The organism is Novosphingobium sp. CCH12-A3, assembly GCF_001556015.1.
GTDB classification, from domain to species: domain Bacteria; phylum Pseudomonadota; class Alphaproteobacteria; order Sphingomonadales; family Sphingomonadaceae; genus Novosphingobium; species Novosphingobium subterraneum.
On sequence record NZ_LSIA01000302.1, the window covers coordinates 1 to 20180 of the forward strand.

Annotated in this window: 18 protein-coding genes and 1 tRNA gene; 13 read left to right on the plus strand and 6 right to left on the minus strand. The window is 65.2% G+C overall.

The features are described from left to right. Together AX703_RS24905 and thiS are read left to right on the plus strand one after the other, a co-directional pair. On the plus strand, window positions 1–280 hold a 280-nt coding region (locus AX703_RS24905; protein WP_062348077.1), incomplete at its 5' end, for a MerC domain-containing protein. 43 nt (window positions 281–323) lie between these two features. Continuing rightward, on the plus strand, window positions 324–1319 hold the full coding sequence (gene thiS / locus AX703_RS24910; protein ID WP_082734802.1) for a sulfur carrier protein ThiS: 996 nt from the start codon (window positions 324–326) through the stop codon (window positions 1317–1319). A gap of 50 nt (window positions 1320–1369) precedes the next feature. On the opposite strand, the gene AX703_RS24915 is transcribed toward thiS, so the two are convergent. Together AX703_RS24915 and AX703_RS24920 are read right to left on the minus strand one after the other, a co-directional pair. Further along, window positions 1370–3634, minus strand: a complete 2265-nt coding sequence (locus AX703_RS24915) for an NADP-dependent malic enzyme (RefSeq protein ID WP_039332981.1) — start codon at window positions 3632–3634, stop codon at window positions 1370–1372. Between the two features lie 131 nt (window positions 3635–3765). Then, on the minus strand, window positions 3766–5412 hold the full coding sequence (locus tag AX703_RS24920) for a hypothetical protein (RefSeq protein ID WP_231735693.1): 1647 nt from the start codon (window positions 5410–5412) through the stop codon (window positions 3766–3768). 154 nt (window positions 5413–5566) lie between these two features. Here AX703_RS24920 and mutS point away from each other — a divergent pair, with 154 nt between their 5' ends. Then, window positions 5567–8143, plus strand: a complete 2577-nt coding sequence (gene mutS, locus AX703_RS24925) for a DNA mismatch repair protein MutS (RefSeq protein WP_062348079.1) — start codon at window positions 5567–5569, stop codon at window positions 8141–8143. Next, window positions 8136–8750 (plus strand): 5'-methylthioadenosine/S-adenosylhomocysteine nucleosidase, encoded by a 615-nt coding sequence (locus tag AX703_RS24930; RefSeq protein WP_062348082.1) that lies wholly within the window; start codon window positions 8136–8138, stop codon window positions 8748–8750. Before mutS ends, AX703_RS24930 begins: the two co-directional genes overlap by 8 nt. 118 nt (window positions 8751–8868) lie before the next feature. Here AX703_RS24930 and AX703_RS24935 read toward each other — a convergent pair whose 3' ends face one another. Then, window positions 8869–10125, minus strand: a complete 1257-nt coding sequence (locus tag AX703_RS24935) for a NupC/NupG family nucleoside CNT transporter (protein ID WP_062348084.1) — start codon at window positions 10123–10125, stop codon at window positions 8869–8871. Window positions 10126–10214: 89 nt separating this feature from the next. Here AX703_RS24935 and AX703_RS24940 point away from each other — a divergent pair, with 89 nt between their 5' ends. The 7 genes from AX703_RS24940 (at window position 10215) to AX703_RS24970 (ending at window position 15295) form a co-directional block, all read left to right on the plus strand. Then, window positions 10215–10862, plus strand: a complete 648-nt coding sequence (locus AX703_RS24940; RefSeq protein WP_062348086.1) for a queuosine precursor transporter — start codon at window positions 10215–10217, stop codon at window positions 10860–10862. A gap of 76 nt (window positions 10863–10938) precedes the next feature. Next, window positions 10939–11847, plus strand: coding sequence for an acetylglutamate kinase (gene argB, locus AX703_RS24945; RefSeq protein WP_039332987.1), 909 nt, complete (start codon window positions 10939–10941; stop codon window positions 11845–11847). 243 nt (window positions 11848–12090) lie between these two features. Further along, window positions 12091–12459, plus strand: a complete 369-nt coding sequence (locus AX703_RS24950; RefSeq protein WP_156452210.1) for a hypothetical protein — start codon at window positions 12091–12093, stop codon at window positions 12457–12459. A 154-nt stretch (window positions 12460–12613) separates the two neighbouring features. After that, entirely contained in the window at window positions 12614–12913 is a 300-nt protein-coding gene (locus AX703_RS24955; protein WP_039332988.1) for a YggT family protein, read from the plus strand. Window positions 12914–12939: 26 nt separating this feature from the next. Next, window positions 12940–13833: a bifunctional methylenetetrahydrofolate dehydrogenase/methenyltetrahydrofolate cyclohydrolase FolD gene (gene folD, locus AX703_RS24960; protein ID WP_062348090.1), complete on the plus strand. Its 894-nt coding sequence runs from the start codon at window positions 12940–12942 to the stop codon at window positions 13831–13833. Between the two features lie 66 nt (window positions 13834–13899). Continuing rightward, window positions 13900–14670, plus strand: coding sequence for a hypothetical protein (locus AX703_RS24965; RefSeq protein WP_062348092.1), 771 nt, complete (start codon window positions 13900–13902; stop codon window positions 14668–14670). Between the two features lie 4 nt (window positions 14671–14674). Continuing rightward, window positions 14675–15295, plus strand: a complete 621-nt coding sequence (locus tag AX703_RS24970) for a MarC family protein (protein ID WP_039332992.1) — start codon at window positions 14675–14677, stop codon at window positions 15293–15295. Between the two features lie 12 nt (window positions 15296–15307). On the opposite strand, the gene AX703_RS24975 is transcribed toward AX703_RS24970, so the two are convergent. Both AX703_RS24975 and AX703_RS24980 read right to left on the minus strand, forming a co-directional pair. Next, window positions 15308–15937, minus strand: coding sequence for an LON peptidase substrate-binding domain-containing protein (locus AX703_RS24975; RefSeq protein WP_039332993.1), 630 nt, complete (start codon window positions 15935–15937; stop codon window positions 15308–15310). A 5-nt stretch (window positions 15938–15942) separates the two neighbouring features. After that, a complete protein-coding gene (locus AX703_RS24980; protein WP_062348094.1) occupies window positions 15943–16839 on the minus strand; it encodes a tetratricopeptide repeat protein in 897 nt (298 codons plus the stop codon). A gap of 204 nt (window positions 16840–17043) precedes the next feature. Between AX703_RS24980 and AX703_RS24985 the strand changes: the two genes are divergently transcribed. Both AX703_RS24985 and katG read left to right on the plus strand, forming a co-directional pair. Continuing rightward, window positions 17044–17118 (plus strand) — tRNA-Gly (locus AX703_RS24985). Between the two features lie 395 nt (window positions 17119–17513). After that, a complete protein-coding gene (katG, locus tag AX703_RS24990) occupies window positions 17514–19733 on the plus strand; it encodes a catalase/peroxidase HPI (protein WP_062348096.1) in 2220 nt (739 codons plus the stop codon). A gap of 37 nt (window positions 19734–19770) precedes the next feature. On the opposite strand, the gene AX703_RS24995 is transcribed toward katG, so the two are convergent. Then, on the minus strand, window positions 19771–20180 hold a 410-nt coding region (locus AX703_RS24995; protein ID WP_197423835.1), incomplete at its 5' end, for a bile acid:sodium symporter.

Below are 20180 nucleotides of genomic sequence, written 5' to 3' on the forward strand. Positions count from 1 at the left end.
GTTCCTGGTCGGGATGCTGGGCATCGGCGGCGGTGTGCTGCTGAACCCGGACATACACCGCTGGGGCCTCGCCTTCGCGCTGGTCATCGGCGCGGCGACGATCGGGATCGGCGCGCTGCGTCATGGGCGCTTGCTGCCATTGGCCATTGGCGGGACGGGGCTGGCGCTGATGGGCGCAGCCGTTGCAGTTGGCCATGGCGATGCCGAAGTGGCGCTGACGGTGGGCGGCGTGATCCTCGTAGCAGTGGCGCACGTGATCAACATGCGCGCCTCTCACTAAGGCCATACTTGCACCCTGCCCCCGCGCCGCTAAAGCGGGCCGCATGACTGGAATGCTCTCCCTTGTCGTCAACGGCGAACCCCGCCGGGCCGCGCCCGGATCGATCGCCGATCTGGTGCGCAGCCTCGAACTCGAGCCGACCAAAGTCGCGGTCGAGCGCAATGGCGAGATCGTGCCGCGCTCCACGCTGGCCGACGTGGCGATTGCCGAGGGCGACGTTCTGGAAATCGTGCATTTCGTAGGTGGAGGACAAAGCGACGTGACGGATTCAAGCGATACCTGGACCGTTGCCGGCCGCACCTTCCGCTCGCGCCTGATCGTCGGCACCGGCAAGTACAAGGACTTCGAGCAGAACGCCGCGGCGGTCGAGGCATCGGGCGCGGAGATTGTCACCGTGGCGGTGCGCCGCGTCAACGTGTCGGACCCCAAGGCGCCGATGCTGACCGACTACATCGACCCCAAGAAGATCACCTACCTGCCCAACACCGCAGGGTGCTTCGATGCCGAAAGTGCGATCCGCACGCTGCGCCTGGCGCGCGAGGCGGGTGGCTGGGATCTGGTGAAGCTCGAAGTGCTGGGCGAGGCACGCACGCTCTATCCCAACATGATGGAGACGATCCGCGCAACCGAAGTGCTGGCCAAGGAAGGCTTCCTGCCGATGGTCTACTGCGTGGACGATCCGATTGCGGCCAAACAGCTCGAGGATGCGGGCGCCGTGGCGGTCATGCCGCTGGGCGCGCCGATCGGTTCAGGCCTCGGCATCCAGAACAAGGTGACGGTCCGGCTGATCGTCGAAGGGGCCAAGGTGCCGGTGCTGGTCGATGCCGGCGTGGGCACAGCTTCGGAAGCGGCCGTGGCGATGGAACTCGGCTGCGACGGCGTGCTGATGAACACCGCGATTGCCGAAGCCAAGGACCCGATCCGCATGGCCCGGGCGATGAAGCTGGCAGTGCAGGCCGGGCGCGATGCCTATCTTGCCGGACGCATGCCAACGCGCAAGTATGCCGATCCTAGCAGCCCGCTGGCTGGATTGATCTAGGTTCCTAGGCACTGCGCCCCCGCGTAGGCGGGGGCGCAAGTCCGAAGAACTTAACCCACCACGCCTGCAGCCGCCAGCACGGCCAGCGTCAGGATATCGGGCGCCAGCGAGGTCATCGGTGCGATCTGGACGGGCTTCTCCATGCCCAGCAGCATCGGGCCGATCACGGCATTGCCAGCCAGTTCGCGCAGCAGCTTGGCCGAGATGTTGGCCGATTGCAGGCCCGGCATGATCAGCACGTTGGCCGGAGCGGAAAGGCGGCTGAACGGATAGTTGGCCATGACCTTGGGGTTCAAGGCAGCATCCGGGGCCATTTCGCCTTCGTATTCGAAGCCCGGGTCTTCGGCATCGAGAATGGCCACCGCACCGCGGATCGATTCCAGCCAGCGGCCATAGGGATTGCCGAAGGTCGAGTACGACAGGAACGCAACGCGCGGTTCGTGGCCCATGCGCCGTGCGACGGCGGCCGTTTCCTTGGCGATATGCGCCAGATCCTCGGCCGAAGGACGCTCGTTCACGGTCGTATCGGCCAGGAACACAGTGTAGTTCTTGGCGACCATCAGATGGATGCCGAAGGGCAGGTGGCCGGGCTTGGGATCAAGAACGCGGCGCACTTCCTTCATCGACTGCGCGAAAGTGCGCGTCATGCCGGTGATCAGTGCATCGCCATGGCCGAGCGCGACGAGCAGCGAGGCAAAGACGTTGCGGTCCTGGTTGACCATGCGCTTGACGTCACGCTCAAGATAGCCGCGGCGCTTGAGGCGTTCATAGAGGTAGGCAACCATCTCGGGCACCAGCGGCGAGACGGCGGAATTGTGGATTTCATAGGACGAAGGATCGCTGACGCCGAGTTCGGTCAGCAGATCGAGCACGCCCTGGGTGCGTCCGACCAGCACCGGGGTGCCATAGCCGAAGTCCTTGAACTGGATCGCGGCACGCAGCACCACCTCGTTCTCGGCCTCGGCAAAGACGACGCGCTTGGGATTGTCCTTGGCCTGGGCGAACACGTTGGTCAGGACCGAGGTTGTCGGGTTGAGGCGCGCCTTGAGACTGGTGCGATAGGCGTCCATGTCCTCGATCGGCTTCTGCGCCACGCCCGAATCCATCGCTGCCTGCGCCACTGCCGACGACACGACTTCCATCAGGCGCGGATCGAACGGTGCGGGAATGATGTAGTCGAGACCGAAGGTGTGGTTGATGCCGTAGGCGGCAGCGACTTCCTCGGGGACAGGCTCGCGAGCGAGCTGGGCAATCGCCTCGGCTGCCGCGATCTTCATTTCTTCGTTGATCGCGGTCGCCTGAACGTCGAGCGCGCCGCGGAAGATGAAGGGGAAGCCAAGGACGTTGTTGACTTGGTTCGGATAGTCCGACCGGCCCGTGGCGATGATGCAATCCGGGCGCACCGCCTTTGCTTCGGGCGGAGTGATTTCCGGGTCCGGGTTGGCCATTGCGAAGATGATCGGCTGCGGCGCCATCTTGGCCATCCAGTCCGATTTCAAGGCCCCGGCTGCCGAAAGGCCAAGGAAGATGTCTGCGCCGACCAGAGCATCCTCGAGGCTCCGGGCCGAAGTATCGACCGCGTGCGCGCTCTTCCACTGGTCCATGCTGTTCTCGCGGCCGCGGTAGATCACGCCAGAACGGTCGCACATGATGACGTTGTTGTGGCGCACGCCCATCGCCTTGATCAACGCGGTACAGGCAATGGCCGCAGCGCCCGCGCCGTTGACGACAACCTTGACGTCCTCGAGCTTGCGTCCGGTCAGGTGGCAGGCATTGAGCAGACCTGCGGCGGAAATGATTGCCGTGCCGTGCTGGTCGTCGTGCATCACCGGTATCTTCAGGCGGTCCTTCAGGGCCTGTTCGATGATGAAGCATTCGGGCGCCTTGATATCTTCAAGGTTGATGCCACCGAACGAGGGCTCCATCAGCGCAACAGCTTCGATGAAAGCGTCGGGATCTTCGGTGGCGAGCTCGATGTCGATCGAATCGACGTCGGCAAAGCGCTTGAAAAGCACGGCCTTGCCTTCCATCACCGGCTTGGAGGCCAGCGCGCCAAGGTTGCCAAGCCCAAGGATGGCAGTGCCATTGGAAATCACGGCAACAAGGTTGCCCTTGGCGGTGTAGTCATAGGCGGTGGCGGGATCTTCGGCGATAGCGCGGACCGGGACCGCGACGCCGGGAGAATAAGCCAGCGACAGATCACGCTGGGTCGCCATCGGCTTGCTGGCGATGATCTCGATCTTACCGGGGCGAATCGTGTTGTGGTAGAAAAGCGCCTCGCGTTCGGTGAAGCGGACGTTGCTTTCCTCGGACATGGTTCCCCCGTATCTGACCGGACTTGTTGTGATGGCAGTGTCCGACCTTTGACGTTACGTCAAGGCGCGCGGACACTGCAGAGTCGATGCAAATCTATCGAAAATGCCGGATGCGGAATCGGACTGCCGGTTTAGAGGTCCTTCGGCTGCCACGTCGGGATGCCGAGCCGCCTTACCTTGAACAACAGGCTGCGGCCCTCCTGCCAGACCAGTTGCAAGCGAGGATCGGCGCGTCGCGGCAAGCCGGTATCGATCAGCCAGACATAGTCCACGCGCTCGATCGGGGCGTACTTCAGCGCGGTATCGACGCTGCGACGCCAGCCACCGGCGCAACCGCGCGACCAGACGAACTCTGAAGGGTCCGCCGTGAAGTTGCGACCCGGACGAAAGCGCGGCACGACCATGTGCAGGCCGGGGACCGCCCAGTTGTCGTTGACCCAGGCCTGCCGGTAGAGGCTCGCGAGGCTGGCGAGGTGATCGCGGCGGGTGTTGCGCCAGGATTCGTCGAGGCACGAATGCTCCACGAAAGCGAGGACGCGGCTGCCGGGTTCGACATGGGTCAGCGCGGAAAGCTGCTTGTTGTAGTCTTCGGCATAGCCGTTGAAGCTCCATGCCGTCACGGTGAGGCGCACGGCAAGCAGGGCCATGCCGGCATAAGCGACCGCGCGCGCCCACTGCGGGCGGCGGGCGCCGCTCCAGTCCTGCAGGCCGAGGCCGAGCATGGCCGCGACCGGAAGGATGCGGATGTCGACGAAGGCCGAACCGTTGATGTCGCTCGGGATCGCAAGGAAAAGCAGGAACACCATCAGCGCGGGCATGCCCTGCCGGAAGCGCCACTTTGCGCCGAGGAACGGCCCGACCAGCACCAGCAGGCAGGCGATGATCGTGGTCCCGGCATCGAGCAGCTTGGACTGGTCGCGCAAGGTCAGCACGAAGGACCACGCCTTCTGGTCCCAGCGCCAGATGTTCATCGACTGGACGGGCGGCGAAAACGCCTTCCACAGCACGATCGTGATCACCGTGGCCAGCAGCGGCCAGCAAGCTTGCCAGAGGCGCAAGCCAATCGCCTTCCAGTCAAGCGTGCGCAGCCACTGGCGGTTGGTCAGGTCGCGCCAGCGCCAGCCTTCGGGCAGTTCGTCCATCGCGCGGCCGAAAGCATGGGCGCCTACCAGCAACGCCAGCAGCAGGCCGCCGATCGCGTGGCAGAGCATTGCCATCGGCTGCGCGACCACGAGCATCGCGGCGCGCGCCTTTGGGTTGCGCTGTTCAAGCCAGAGCGAGGCGCCGAACGCGGTCAGCGAAAGGCCCGTGGCAAGGATGTAGTTGAGGAAGCCCGTCAGCAGCGGGAAACTGAACACGAACATCAGCGACCATGCCGCGGCGTGCCCACCCTTGGGATTGAGCATGCGGATGGTCCACAAGCAGCCGCCTGCAAACAGGCCCGTGGCAAGCACCGTGCTCCACCAGCCTGCAGCGAGGATGCCGAACTGCGCTCCGAGCACCTTCATCAGCACGCCGCCGCCGATGTTCAGGGTGAACACCCACTTCCAGGTGAAGTACTGTTCGAGCGGATTGCCGGGGCCGGCAGCCTCGATCGCGGCGGCGCCCATGTGGCCGGGCACGTCGATCAGTGGCGGCACTTCGACCAGCGCGAAGGGGGCGCAAACGAGCAGCACTGCAATGAGGATGCCGGGGCCCGAAAGCCACGGCAGCGCTCCTGCGCACGCCCAAGCGGCCTTCAGACCCTGGAGCCAATCCTTTTCGCGGACTTGCGTCAAACCGTAAGTACCCCCACAAGACCGGAACCGTCCCCATGCTGCCTGCTCTGCACAGGCTGTGCGCTGGAGTTGCGGATATCCCGGTGTCGATGGTTTGAGAAACACGTCGCGCTCGTCTAGCCACGTGCGCGTGACGCCTAATGCCCCAACTCCGATGATGGCGCAATATCTTGCGCTTAAACAGCAGGCTGGCGACTGCCTGCTGTTCTACCGCATGGGCGACTTCTTCGAGCTGTTCTTCGACGACGCCAAGATCGCCGCGCAAGTCCTCGACATCGCGCTGACCAGCCGCGGCGAACACGGCGGCGCGCCGATTCCGATGTGCGGCGTGCCGGTCCATTCCGCCGAGGGCTACCTTGCCCGGCTGATCAAGGCGGGCTGCCGCGTGGCCATCGCCGAACAGGTCGAAACGCCCGAGGAAGCGAAGAAACGCGGTGGTTCGAAGGCGCTGGTGGCGCGCGACATCGTCCGATTCGTGACAGCGGGCACGTTGACCGAGGAAGCACTGCTCGAACCGCGCCGGGCGAACGTGCTGGCCGCGGTGTGCGAGGTGCGCGGGGCGATCGGCATTGCCGCCTGCGACATCTCCACGGGCCGGATGGAGCTTGAGGAATGCGCGCCCGATGAGATGGGCGCGGCGCTGGCCCGGCTTGGCGCGAGCGAGGTGGTCGCGCCCGAATCATGGGAGAACGCGCCGATTGATTGCGTTCCTCGTCCGAATCGGTCGTTCGGCAGCGACGAAGGCGAGACGCGGCTGAAGGCCGTGCATGGGGTCTCCACACTCGACGGATTCGGGCAGTTCAGCCGCGCCATGCTGGCTGCGGCGGGAGGTCTCGTCGCCTACCTCGATCATGTCGGCCGTGGCGCGCTGCCCCTGATCCTGCCGCCGGTGGCGCGCGAGGCGGGCACGCACATGGCGATGGACGAAGCCACGCGCAGCAGCCTTGAGATACTGGTCAGTTCAGGCGGTACCCGGCGCGGCTCGCTGGTCGAGGCGATTGATCGCTGCGTAACCGGGGCCGGGGCGCGTCTCCTGGCCGAGGACCTGTCAGCTCCGCTCACCGATACGCGCGCGATCAACCGGCGGCTGGAACTGGTCAGCTGGCTCCACGACGATCCGCTGCTGCGGGGCGACATCCGCGGCATCCTGCGCAGCCTGCCCGACGTCGGCCGTGCGCTGGGCCGGGTCGTGGCTGGGCGTGGCTCTCCACGCGATCTTGGCCAGTTGCGCGACGGGCTTTCCGAGGCACGCCGCCTGCACGACGTGCTGCGCGCGCGCTCCGACCGGCCCGGCCCGCTCGACGAGATGCTGCCCTCGCTATCGGGCCATGGCGCGTTGTGCGATCTCTACGCCCGTGCGCTGGTGCCGGCGCCGCCGACCGAACGGTCGCAAGGTGGCTATATCGCCGAGGGCTACGACGCCGCGCTCGACGAGTTGCGCCGGGTTTCCGGCAACGCCCGCCGCGCCATTGCGGCGCTGGAGGCGAAGTACCGCGACAATACCGGTGTCGCCGCGCTGAAGATCCGCCACAACGGCGTGCTGGGCTACTTCATCGAGGTTCCGGCGCGCCACGCCGACCGGCTGATGGCGCCCGAATCGGGCTTTACCCACCGCCAGACCATGGCGGGCGCAGTGCGCTTCAATGCGCTTGCCCTGCACGAGGAAGCCAGCCGGATTGCAGAAAGCGGTGGCCATGCGCTGGCAGCGGAAGAAGCGCATTTCGAGGACCTCGTCGGTCACGCCGTGCGCGCCAGGGAAGCGATCGCTGCCACGGCGGCAGCACTTGCCCGCATCGACGTGGCTGCGGGACAGGCCGAGCGGGCGGCCGAAGGCGGCTGGGCGCTCCCCCGCGTGGTGGACGAGCCGTGCCTAGAGATAACCGGCGGGCGGCATCCGGTGGTCGAGGCAGCGCTGGCGGCCAAGGGCGAACGTTTTGTCGCCAACGACTGCTGCCTGCATCCGCAGGATCGGCTCTGGCTGGTCGGCGGGCCGAACATGGGCGGTAAATCCACCTTCCTGCGCCAGAACGCGCTGATCGTGCTGCTGGCACAGGCCGGCGGCTTCGTGCCCGCGCAAGCCGCGACGATCGGCCTGGTCGATCGCCTGTTCAGCCGCGTCGGCGCATCGGACAATCTGGCGCGCGGCCGATCGACCTTCATGGTCGAAATGGTCGAGACGGCGGCGATCCTGTCTCAAGCGACCGAGCGCAGTTTCGTCATCCTCGACGAGGTTGGCCGGGGCACATCGACCTACGATGGCCTGTCGTTGGCCTGGGCGGTGGCAGAGGCAATCCATTCGATCAACCGCTGCCGCTGCCTGTTCGCCACGCACTACCACGAGCTCTCGCGTCTTGCCGAAGCTTGCGATTCGCTCTCGCTCCACCACGTCCGCGCGCGGGAATGGAAGGGCGATCTGGTGCTGCTGCACGAACTGGCGGAAGGGCCGGCAGACAAGTCCTATGGCCTTGCCGTGGCGCGGCTGGCAGGCGTGCCGGCGCCGGTAATCAAGCGCGCCAAGTCGGTGCTGGAAAAGCTCGAGAAAGGCCGCGCCGCCACCGGCGGCCTTGCCGCAGGGCTCGACGACCTGCCCCTGTTCGCCGCCGCGATCGAAGCGGCAGAGGAAAAGGTCGACGCCCTGCGCGAGCGCCTCAACGGCCTCGACATCGACTCGCTGTCGCCCCGCGAGGCTTTGGATCTGCTCTATCAGCTGAAAGCCCAAGCCAATGGTTGAACTGACGCAGCTCGGCACCAGGCGCGCGCTGTTCGTGATGGCGGCAGAGCCGGAGTACGGCCCGCACCTGCGCGCGCGGTTCGTGCCGCTGATTACGGGCATCGGCCCGGTCGAGGCGGCGCTCCACGCAGGAATTGCGCTGGCGCGACTGGAGGCGGCGGGCACCCTGCCCGACCTGATCGTCTGCCTCGGCTCGGCGGGATCGCGGCGCTGTGCCCTGGGCTCGATCCACCAGATCGGCAGCGTTTCGTGGCGCGACATGGACGCCTCGGCGCTGGGCGTGGAGCCGGGCGTCGTGCCCTATCTCGATGAGCCCAAGGACCTGCCGCTGGACACGCCGCTGGACTTGCCCATCGCCACGCTATCGAGCGGCGGCGACATTGTCAGCGGCGATCACTGGGACCGGGTGAGCGCCGACATGGTCGACATGGAAACCTATGCCGTCGCCCGAGCTGCCCGCACGTTTGGCGTGCCGCTGGTGGGCCTGCGCGGCGTGTCAGACGGCCCCGGCGAACTGGCCGGCGCGCACGACTGGCACAAGCTGCTGGGCTACCTCGACGGCGAACTTGCCAAGGCGGTGGATATACTGGCGGAACACTTCGCCTGACGTCACTCCAACGTCGCCCCGGACTTGATCCGGCAGGGCTTTTCTCGCGCGTGTTTGGAAAGAAGCCTTGGCCCGGATCAAGTCCGGGCCGACGAATGTATGTCGTTGAAATCCCCGCCTAGAAGCTGAGAAACAGCCCCGCCAATGCGGCGCTCATCAGATTGCTGAGCGCGCCTGCTACCAGCGCGCGGATGCCGAGTTTGGCGATGATCGGGCGCTGGTTGGGGGCAAGGCCGCCGGTTACCGCCATCTGGATCGCGATCGAGCTGAAATTGGCAAAGCCGCACAGTGCGAAGGTGACGATGGCGACGGTGTGGGCCGACAGCGCGGTGTCCTTGCCGAGTTCGATGAAGGCGACAAATTCGTTGAGCACGATCTTGCTGCCGAACAGGCCACCAGCCTGCATCGCCTCGCTCCAGCCGTCGGCACCCAGCAGGTAGAACACCGGCGCGAAGACATAGCCCAGCACCATCTGGAACGAGAGGTCGGGCGTACCGAACCACCCGCCGATCCAGCCGAGCACGCCGTTGGCGAGCGCGACCAGCGCGACGAACGCCAGCACCATGGCGCCCACGGCGACGGCGAGCTTCACCCCGGTCTGCGCCCCTTGGCTTGCCGCCATGATGATATTGGCGGGGCGCTCTTCCTCGTCCGAGGCGAGGCTGGGTTTAACGTGCGGGTTGGGCAAGGCTTCGTCGGCAACTTCGGCGGGCACCGGCGGCTCGTCGGGCATCATCAGCTTGGCCATCAGAATCCCGCCCGGCGCCGACATGAAGGCCGCGGCGACCAGATAGTCGATGCGGATGCCCATGCTGGCGTATGCCGCAAGGATCGTGCCTGCGACGCCCGCCATGCCCACCGTCATCACGGTGAACAGCTGGCTGGGGTTGAGCGCGGCAAGATAGGGCCTGATCACCAGCGGTGATTCGCTCTGGCCGACGAAGATGTTGCTGGCGGCGCATAGCGATTCGACCTTGCTGATGCCGGTGACCTTTTCAAGCGCACCTCCGATCCAGCGGATCACCAGCTGCATCACGCCAAGGTAGTAGAGGATCGAGATCAGCGCGGCGAAGAACACGATCACCGGCAGGGCCGAGATGGCAAAGCTGGTGCCGCCGATCGACGGGTCCGCCAAGGGACCGAACAGGAAGGCCACACCGGCGCGGGCGAAGCCGAGCAGGCTTTCGACCCCGCCCGCTGCGCCCTGCAGCAGGCGATTGCCGACCGGCACATACAGCACCAGCGCGGCGAAACCCGCCTGCAGGGCAAAGGCCGCGGCCACCACGCGCAGGCGGATCGCCCGGCGGTTCGACGAGAGCAGGAAAGCGAGGGCAAGGATGAGCACCATCCCGAGAAGACTTGAAGCGACACGCATCGGGAAGGATCTGCTCCGCACGCAAAATTGGTTTCAGCCGAATCTAATAGCGAATTGGCGGGAGGTTAAAAGCGCGCTATCGGCCGGAAATGCACGATACCCCCGAGCCAGCCTTCGCAATCCCCCGTTCGCTGTTCCTCTTCGCGCTGTTCTATGGCGGCATGGTGACGTTGGGCGGTGTGCTGGGAGCAAAGCAGGTTGCGCTTGGTCCGCTGGCGGTGGAGGCCGGGATATTTCCCTTCCTCACTCTCGTCGCCATTTCCAGCGGGATAGCCGAGCTTCATGGCAAGGACGCCGCAGACCGCCTTGTCCGCTATGGCTTCCTGCCGCTGGCCTTTGCCATCGCGCTGACGTTGTTCGTGCTGAACCTGCCGACTGACCCGGGCATGTACGAACCGGCCAAGGAAGCCTTCCCGATCATCCTTGGCCAATCGTGGCGCATGATGCTGGCCGGGATCATGGCCTATGGCGTGTCGGTGACGCTGAACGTGTGGATCTTCAACCGCTTGCGTGGTGCGGCAGGGCGGTTTCTTGCCGTGCGCGGCTTCATTGCCGCGGCACTTTCGCAGGTTGTCGATACCCTGATCTTCATTTCGGTTTCGTTCTATGGTGTACGGCCGATTGCCAGCCTGATGGCGGGGCAGATGCTGGCCAAGGTCGTGCTGTCGGCAGCGCTGGTGCCGCTGATCATTGCGCTGGTGATGAAGATCGGTCGCAGGCTCGACAGCCCATCCTGATTGGACGGCATAAGCTGCCGTCACGCGCGCAACGCCAATATTGGATTCTGCAAGCATTGCGCGTAAGGGCGCGCGCATGAGCCAGAACCACGACCCCGCGATGCTTGCCAAGGCAGAGACCCTGACCGAGGCGCTGCCCTATCTCCAGCGCTATGCCGGCAAGACTTTCGTGGTGAAGTACGGCGGCCACGCGATGGGCGATCCCGAACTGGCGCAGGACTTTGCCGAGGACATCGTGCTGTTGAAGGCCGTGGGCATCAACCCGGTCGTCGTCCACGGCGGCGGGCCGCAGATCGGACGGATGCTAAAGGCGCTGGGCATCGAATCGCAGTTCGTCGACGGCCTGCGCGTAACCGACAAGCAGACCGCCGAAGTGGCTGAAATGGTCCTGGCCGGCGCCATCAACAAGGAGCTGGTCAGCTGGATCGCCCGCGCGGGCGGCAAAGCCATCGGCATTTCCGGCAAGGATGGCGGCATGGTGGTCGCCCGCAAGGTCCAGTCGAAGAAGTCGCCCAAGGCCATCGAAGGCGAGGATGGCGATCCGATCGTGGTCGACCTCGGCTTCGTGGGCGAGCCCGACCGCATCGACACGACCGTGATCGACACCATCGTCAACGCCGGAATGATCCCCGTGATCGCGCCGATCGGCGTCGGCGAGGATGGCGAGACCTACAACATCAATGCCGACACCATGGCAGGTGCGATTGCCGCCGCACTCGGTGCCTCACGCCTGTTCCTGCTGACCGACGTTCCGGGCGTGCTCGACAAGGACAAGAACCTGCTGACCGACCTCAGGCCCGCCGACATCGCGCGACTGGCCGAAGACGGCACCATCAGCGGCGGCATGATCCCCAAGCTCGAGACATGCGTCCACGCCGTCGAGGCGGGCTGCGAGGCGACGGTCGTGCTTGATGGCCGCGTGCCCCATGCCATGCTGCTGGAGATCTTCACCGCGCGCGGTGCGGGGACGCTGATCCGCGCCTGAGGCGCCGATTCGACCGGAGATTATGTTTCCATTAAGCGCGGAACCGGATCGGCCCGCGTTCGTCCCTGCGGCATGATCCGCACCGCTCTTGTCACGGCCGCCATGTCGGCGCTGGTCTTTCACCTTGGCGGTTGTCAGCGGGGGCCGGCGTCGCCTGCAGAAGACAGCACCGCGATGGCTGCGCCCGCTGCTCAGTCGACAGCCGGTCCTGCACAGCGATTGGAGCCTGCAGCATCCGGAAAAGTGGCTCAGCCCTCTCTTGCCAAGCGGCCCGAGGACGTGCTCGATGCCTTTGCCGCCGCCATCGAAGCCCGCGACTGGCGCAGTGTCCGCGCTTTCTGGGCAGACAAGGGGGATCGCAGCGGCATGGACGCGAGGCTTTTCGCCGAGACTTGGGGCAGGCTCAAGGCTCCTTCGGTAGTGATCGGCGAAGGCCAGCAGGAAGGCGCGGCGGGTTCGATCTATTATACCGCCCCAGTGGTCATATCCGATGGTGACCGCACGATAACGGGCGACGTGATCTTGCGAAGGGTCAACAACGTGCCCGGAGCGTCGGCGGAGCAGCTGCGCTGGCATATCGACAGCACGACGCTCAACCCAGGCAAGCCCTGAGGACAACAGCGGCGAAGCTTGCCTAAATTGTAAGTAGCACATACAGAGCCGCGCAAGTGTCGCCCCGTAGCGACACTGCGGGCACTTGTGGCCCGGCAAGAGGGTCGGCTAGGAGCATGGCTCGCTCTCAATCTGCCGACGAGGATATGCACCGATGCTGCTTTACACGCTGATCGCCATGATCAACTACCTCGTGAACATCCTTGTCGTAGTCGTCATCGTGCAGTTCGTGCTGAGCCTGCTCATCTCGTTCAATGTCGTCAACATGCACAACAACGCGGTTGCCGCGGTGTGGAAGGCCCTGAACGCTATCCTTGAGCCGATGCTGCGCCCGATCCGCAAGATCCTGCCCGATACCGGCGCGCTCGATTTCTCGCCGATGGTACTGATCATCGGCCTTAACCTGCTGACGATCCTGCTGAGCGGCATTGCCGCATCCTCGGCGGGAATGTGACACACAAACTCGCTGGATTATAGACGATGACTGCTGCCGTGATCGACGGAAAGGCCTTCGCCGCCACCCTGCGCGCCCGCGTGGGCGATCTTGCCGCTGCGTTCGAGGCCCAGGCCGGGCGCAAGGCTGGCCTGGCCGTGGTGCTGGTGGGCGAGGACCCGGCAAGCCAGGTCTATGTCCGCTCCAAGGGCAAGAGCACGGTGGAAGCGGGCATGAACAGCTTCGAGCACAAGCTGCCAGCCGAAACGTCCGAGGCCGATCTGCTGGCGATGGTCGAGCAGCTCAACGCTGATCCCGCGGTCGATGGCATTCTCGTGCAGTTGCCGCTCCCGAAGCACATCGACGAGCAGAAGGTCATCGCCGCGATCAACCCCGACAAGGACGTCGACGGCTTCCACGTCACCAACGCCGGCCGCCTTGCCGTGGGCCAGCCGGGTTTCGTGCCCTGCACGCCGCTTGGCTGCCTGATGCTGCTCAAGGACAAACTCGGCAATCTATCGGGCCTCGACGCGGTGGTGATCGGCCGCTCCAACATTGTCGGCAAGCCGATGGCGCAGTTGCTGATCGCGGAAAGCTGCACGGTGACGGTGGCGCATAGCCGCACGAAGAACCTCGCAGATGTGGTGAAGCGGGCTGATATCGTCGTGGCTGCCGTTGGCCGACCAGAGATGGTCAAGGGAGACTGGATCAAGCCCGGCGCGACCGTGATCGACGTAGGCATCAACCGCGTACCCGGCGCCGAAGCAGGCAAGACCAAGCTGGTGGGCGATGTCGACTATGAAAGCGCCGCGCAAGTCGCCTCGGCCATCACGCCGGTGCCCGGTGGCGTCGGCCCGATGACGATCGCGGTGCTGCTGCGCAACGCGCTCGTCGCGGCCTATCGCAACGAAGGTCTGGATCTGGCGGCGGACGCAATCTGATCTGCCCCTTGGCGGGATAGGTTTGGCGGGGTGGGCAGGCTGCAGCGCATCGGCTAGGCTGGTGTGATGAAGCGCCTGATCCCCCTCGCATTCCTCCTTGCAGCCACGCCCGCACTCTCTCAATCGGCCCCGGATTCGCAAGGGCCTGGCCGCCCGCAGCGCGCCTATGCCAATCCTTCGGCGCTGATCGCCGCGGACATCGGCTTTGCCCGGCTGGCGCGGGAGAGGGGACAATGGACCGCCTTCCGCGAGACGGCGGACGAGACTGCCGAGATGTTCGAAGACGGACGCCAGCTGGCCAGGACATTGCTCAAGGACCGTAAGGACCCGCCCGCGACGGTAAAGTGGGCTCCGCACCTTGCATGGATCAGCTGTGACGGCACCGCAGGGCTGACCTATGGCGCATGGCAGGGACCGTCGGGAGGGGACGGCGAATACGTCACCGTGTGGCAGCGCCAGTTCAAGGGCAAGGTCGACTGGAAATGGGTGCTCGATGACGGGCAGGACCTCGCCTCGCCATTGCGCGAGGTGGACTGGGCCGAGGGCAAGGTTGCCGATTGCCCGGCCCGTCCTCGTCCGCCTGGAGACCCAGCGCCGCAGCCCGGCAGCAAGCGCGAGCGCAAGGAGGGCAGCAAGCTGCCGCCCATGCGTCCGCTTGCCGGAGCCATTCCGGCAGCCGAAGGCGGCGACAGCAAGGACGGCCAATCGCGCGACGGCAGCCTGGCCTGGCGTTCGACCGTTCTGCCTGACGGCAACCGTCGCTTCACTGCTTGGATCTGGAAAGACGGCGCGATGCGCGAAGTGATCGCGCGCAACTTCAAAGCGAACGGAGCCTGAGGCGATGCTGCAGCTATTCCTCTCCGCCTTCGTCACGCTGTTCGTGGTGATCGACCCGCCCGGCTGTGCGCCGATCTATGCGGGCCTCACCGCCAACGCGACGGCGAAACAGGCGTTCTCCATGGCCTTGCGCGCCTGCCTGATCGCCACCGGCATCCTGCTGGTCTTTGCATTGTTCGGCGAGGATCTGCTGGGCGCATTGCACATCGAACTCGACAGCTTCCGGATTGCCGGCGGCATCATGCTCTTCCTGATCGCGCTCGACATGGTGTTCGAGAAGCGCACCGAACGGCGCGAGGAGCGGGCTGAGAAGGTACGTTCCGCCCAGCCGCAGGTGGAGGACGTCTCGGTCTTCCCGATGGCCATGCCGATGCTGGCCGGCCCCGGCTCGATCGCATCGGTCATGCTGCTGACGGCACGGGCCAACGGGCTGGAGGAAACCGCCGTGATCCTTGGGGCGCTCGCCGTGGTGATGGTGCTGAGCTTCATCGCGCTGGTCGCGGCGCGACCACTGATCCGGGCGCTGGGTTCGCAGGTGGAGGCGGTGATCACCCGCCTGCTCGGCGTGCTGCTGGCGGCTCTGGCAGCGCAGTTCGTAATTGACGGAATTCAGGCCCAGTTCTGAAGTTCGTTGCAACTACTGCAGCGTCACCCGCCCGCCATCGTCGCTGTCGCGCTTTCCGAAGAACTGCATGAGCTGGACCAGCAACTCGCAGCGGGCTGCGAGCGAGTCGGCTTCGAGCAAGGCCTGCTTGGCGGCGGCATCGAACGGAGCGATCTGGGAGACACCGTTGATGAGCGACATGTCATCCAGCCGCCCGACCGAATCCCAATCGACCGCATAGCCCTGCGCATCGGCGAAGCGGCGGGCTTCCTGTTCGAAGGAAGCGCGCTCGACCGCGCTTAGCGCTTCTGCCATGTCGTCGGCGAGGAGTTCGGCTTCGATCTGGCGGAACGGGGTGGTCACGTCCAGTTCGCGAATCATGCGGAACCTGGCGATGCCTTCAAGCACGAGATTGAACCGGCCGTCCTCCAGCGCCTCGACGTCGGCGATCTTGCCGACACAGCCCACGCTGAACAGCGGCGCGCCATCGACCGGCGATTGCGGCTGGATCATCGCGATGCGTCGATCACGCGCCAGTGAATCGCTGACCATCGCACGGTAGCGGGGTTCGAAGATATGCAGCGGCAGTTGCAGGCCTGGATAGAGCACCGCGCCTGTCAGCGGGAAGATCGACAGGCGCGTCGTGTTTGCGCTCGCGCCCATCGCGCTCAACCGAACAGCACGGCGGAGAGCTTGCGCCGCGTGGCCGCAACCCAGGGATCCTCCAGCCCGATCGCTTCGAAAATCTGCAGCAGGCGGGCCTTGGCCGCGCCCTCGTTCCACTCGCGGTCGGCGGCGATCATGGCAAGGAGCTTGGCGGCAGCCTCGTCTCGCTGGCCGGCGGCATAGAGTCCGTTGGCGAAGGCAAGCTGGGCGTCCATGTCGGCCGGGCGTTCTGCCGCCGCAGCGCGCAGGGCAGCGAGTTCGCCCTCTTCCGGCGCATCCTCGGCCAGTGCCAGCGCGGAGCGCGCTTGAGCGAGGGCCGGATCCGCAGCGAGCTTGGGGTCGAGCGAATCGAGTACGGCCTGTGCTTCGTCCTTCTGGCCTGCCGCGATCAATGCGCGCACGAGGCCGGCGTGGGCCTGAGCATTATCGGGCGCGATCTCGACGATCTGGGCAAAGATGCTGGCAGCGCGTTCGCCATCGCCTTCAGCCAGCACTTCCTCGCCCATGGCAAGCAGCGCCGTCACGTCCTGCTCGGGCTCGCCCGCCTGCACCGGCAGCTTGGCGAGGATCTGGTCGAGGTACTGCTTCAGCTGTGATTCGGTGCGCGCAGGTGTCAGGTCCGCCACCGGCTGGCCCTGAAACATCGCATAGACCGTGGGGATCGAGCGTACCTGGAACTGCGCGGCGATGAACTGTTCCTCGTCGACGTTGACCTTGGCGAGGACCACGCCCTTGTCGGCATATTCTGCGGCGACCTTTTCGAGCACTGGCGTGAGCGCCTTGCACGGCCCGCACCACTCCGCCCAGAAATCCAGGATGACGAGCTTGGTCATCGACGGCTCGACCACGTTCTTGCGGAAGCGGTCCACTGCCTTCTGTTCGTCGAGATTGAGCCCCATGCTGGCCAAGATGCGTCTCCGGTCGATGTTTTCAGGTTTGCCGCACAATGTGGGAACGCTTCGCGCTTCGGCAAGGGGAATCGGGGGTTTTGCGAAAGACTTCGCCTTCGATGCATTTTTGGTGTTGCGCTCTTTCCGAGTCGCCGTTAGAGGCCCCCACACCCCAGCCGGACGGGGCACTTCCCACCGGCCAGAAACGCACGAGCGGGCGTAGCTCAGGGGTAGAGCACAACCTTGCCAAGGTTGGGGTCGAGGGTTCGAATCCCTTCGCCCGCTCCAGTTTCCACTATCACCTCATCGTTGAATTCGGGCTTGGTTCCTCCCTTCGGGGAAACCTTACTGCTCGATTTGCAAGCGCGGTGCCTTGCCCGTGGGGTTGTGGGCCCGGCCTGCGCCGGGGCGACGATCCTTGCTGATGGTTGGTTAGCCGGATGCTGGCTCGCAGGTTCTTGGCTTGCGAAGCGACTTCCCACTTCCTGCGTCATCCCGGCAAAGGCCGGGATCCATTCACTTGGGTTCGCGCATTTCCCTCATCGGAACCATTGCTGAATTGCGACAGGATGAACGACCTTCGCGATAACTGTGATAGAACTAACCCGTTGGTCTGCAAACATTGAGCGAATTATCCGATTGCCAGCCCGCTATCGCGCGGGGCAACAGGAGGAGAGAAACTCATGCAGATCAGCAGGATTGCACTGGCCGCCGTGCTTGTGGCCGCCTTGCCGCTCGGCAGCGCTGCAATGGCCGAAACCGTTACGCCGACGAGCGAACCCGCCGCGAAGGAATGGTATCCCAAGACGCTCGACCTGACCGCGCTGCGCCAGAACGAGGCGACCAAAGCCAATCCCTATGGCCCGGACTTCGACTATGCCAAGGAATTTGCCTCGCTCGATCTCGATGCGGTGAAAGCCGATATCCGCAAGGTGCTGACAACGCCGCAGCCGTGGTGGCCGGCCGACTATGGCCACTACGGCCCGTTCTTCATCCGCATGGCCTGGCACAGCGCGGGGACATATCGCACCGGCGACGGGCGCGGTGGTTCGGACGGCGGCGAACTGCGCTTCGAGCCGCTCAATTCCTGGCCGGACAACGTCAACCTCGACAAGGCCCGCCGCCTCGTCTGGCCGATCAAGCAGAAGTACGGGCGCAAGCTTTCGTGGGGCGACCTGATGGTCCTGACCGGCAATGTTGCCATGGAGGACATGGGCTTCAAGACCTTGGGCTTTGCCGGTGGCCGCGTCGATGCCTGGCAGCCTGACCTCGTGTTCTGGGGACCCGAGACCAAGCTGCTCGACGACAAGCGCCGGGATGGCAAGGGCAACCTCAAGGGGCCGTTGGGCGCGACGCAGATGGGCCTGATCTACGTGAACCCGGAAGGCCCGAACGGCGTGCCCGATCCTCTTGCGGCTGCGGCCGACATCCGCCGCGCCTTCGGCGCAATGGCGATGACCGATGAAGAAACCGCGGCGCTGATCGCTGGCGGCCACACCTTCGGCAAGGCGCACGGCGCGCACAAGCCCGAGGAATGCGTCGGCAACGATCCGGGGCAGGGCAAGATCGAGCAGCAGGGCCTTGGCTGGGCCAACAAATGCGGCAAGGGCAATGCCGAGGACACGGTGACGAGCGGGCTGGAAGGCGCATGGTCGGCCAACCCGATCGCCTTCACCACGCAGTATCTCGACAATCTCTACGGTTTCGAATGGGTCAAGACCAAGAGCCCGGCCGGGGCGACGCAGTGGATCCCGAAGGACCCGGCGGCGGCAAACCTCGTACCCGACGCGCACCGGCCCGATGTGCGTCACGCACCGATCATGTTCACCACCGACATCGCGATGCGCGAGGACCCGGGTTTCCGCAAGATCACGCAGGGCTGGCAGAAGAACCCGCAAGCCTTTAGCGACGCCTTTGCCCGGGCCTGGTTCAAGCTGACCCACCGCGACATGGGACCGCAGGCGCGCTACCTTGGCAAGGATGCGCCGAAGGTGACGATGACATGGCAGGACCCGCTGCCCAAGGCGAACTACGCCATGGTCGACGCCGCGGACATTGCCGCACTGAAAGGCAGCATCCTGTCATCCGGCCTGACCACGGCCGAACTGGTGCGCGCAGCCTGGGCCTCGGCCTCGACCTTCCGCGCGACCGATATGCGCGGCGGGGCCAACGGTGCTCGCGTGAGGCTTGCCCCGCAGAAGGACTGGGCTGTCAACGATCCGGCAGAGCTGGCGAAGGTGACGGCCAAGCTCGAGGCAATCCGCCTCGGCTTCAACAAGGCGGCCAAGGGTGGCAAGCAGGTGAGCTTGGCTGACCTGATCGTGCTGGGCGGCAATGCTGCGATCGAGCAGGCAGCCAAGGCCGCAGGGCATGACGTGAGCGTGCCGTTCACGCCGGGCCGGGTCGATGCCACGCAAGCGCAGACCGACGTCGAATCGTTCAATTACCTCCAGCCAAAGGCCGATGCCTTCCGCAACTACTACGCGGCGGATTCCTTCTACGGGCCGACCGAAGCGCTGGTCGACAAGGCAGACATGCTGGGGCTGACCGTGCCGGAGACGACCGTGCTGCTGGGCGGAATGCGAGCACTCGGCGCGAATGCCGCTGGATCGAAGGCGGGCGTGTTCACCGACCGTCCCGGCACGCTGAACAATGACTTCTTCGTCAACCTCCTGTCGATGGACACGGTTTGGACGAAAGCGGCCGCACCCGGCCTCTACGAGGGCAAGGACAGTGCAAGCGGTGCCCTGAAGTGGACGGCGACGCCGGTCGACCTCGTGTTCGGTTCGAATTCCGAACTGCGCGCGGTAGCGGAAGTCTATGCCTCGGATGACGCGAAGGACAAGTTCATGGCCGACTTCGTGGCGGCCTGGACCAAGGTGATGAACGCCGACCGTTTCTGATCGGTCAACCAATGCAGGGCGGCGGCGGAGCGATAGGCTACGCCGCCGTTTCCTGTTCGGGATCGCGCTGCCCCAGCCGCGGCGCGATCAGTGCGCAGGCGATGAGCTGGAGTTGATGGAACACCATCACCGGCAGGAGCACGATGCCGACCGAAGCGGCCGGGAACAATACACCGGCCATTGGCACACCCGAGGCCAGGCTCTTCTTCGAGCCGCAGAACAACAGGACAATGGCATCCTCGCGCGGTAGCTTCATCGCCTTGGCGGTCTGCCAGGTTGCAGCAAGGACCAGCGCCAGCATGACGAGGCAGACCAGCGTGAGCACGAGCAGGCTTAAGGGGGCAACGCGCTGCCACAGTCCCTCGACCACGGCGGCGCCGAACGCGGCATAGACGACGAGCAGGATCGAGCCGCGATCGACCTTGCCCACCCATGCCTTGTGGCGGG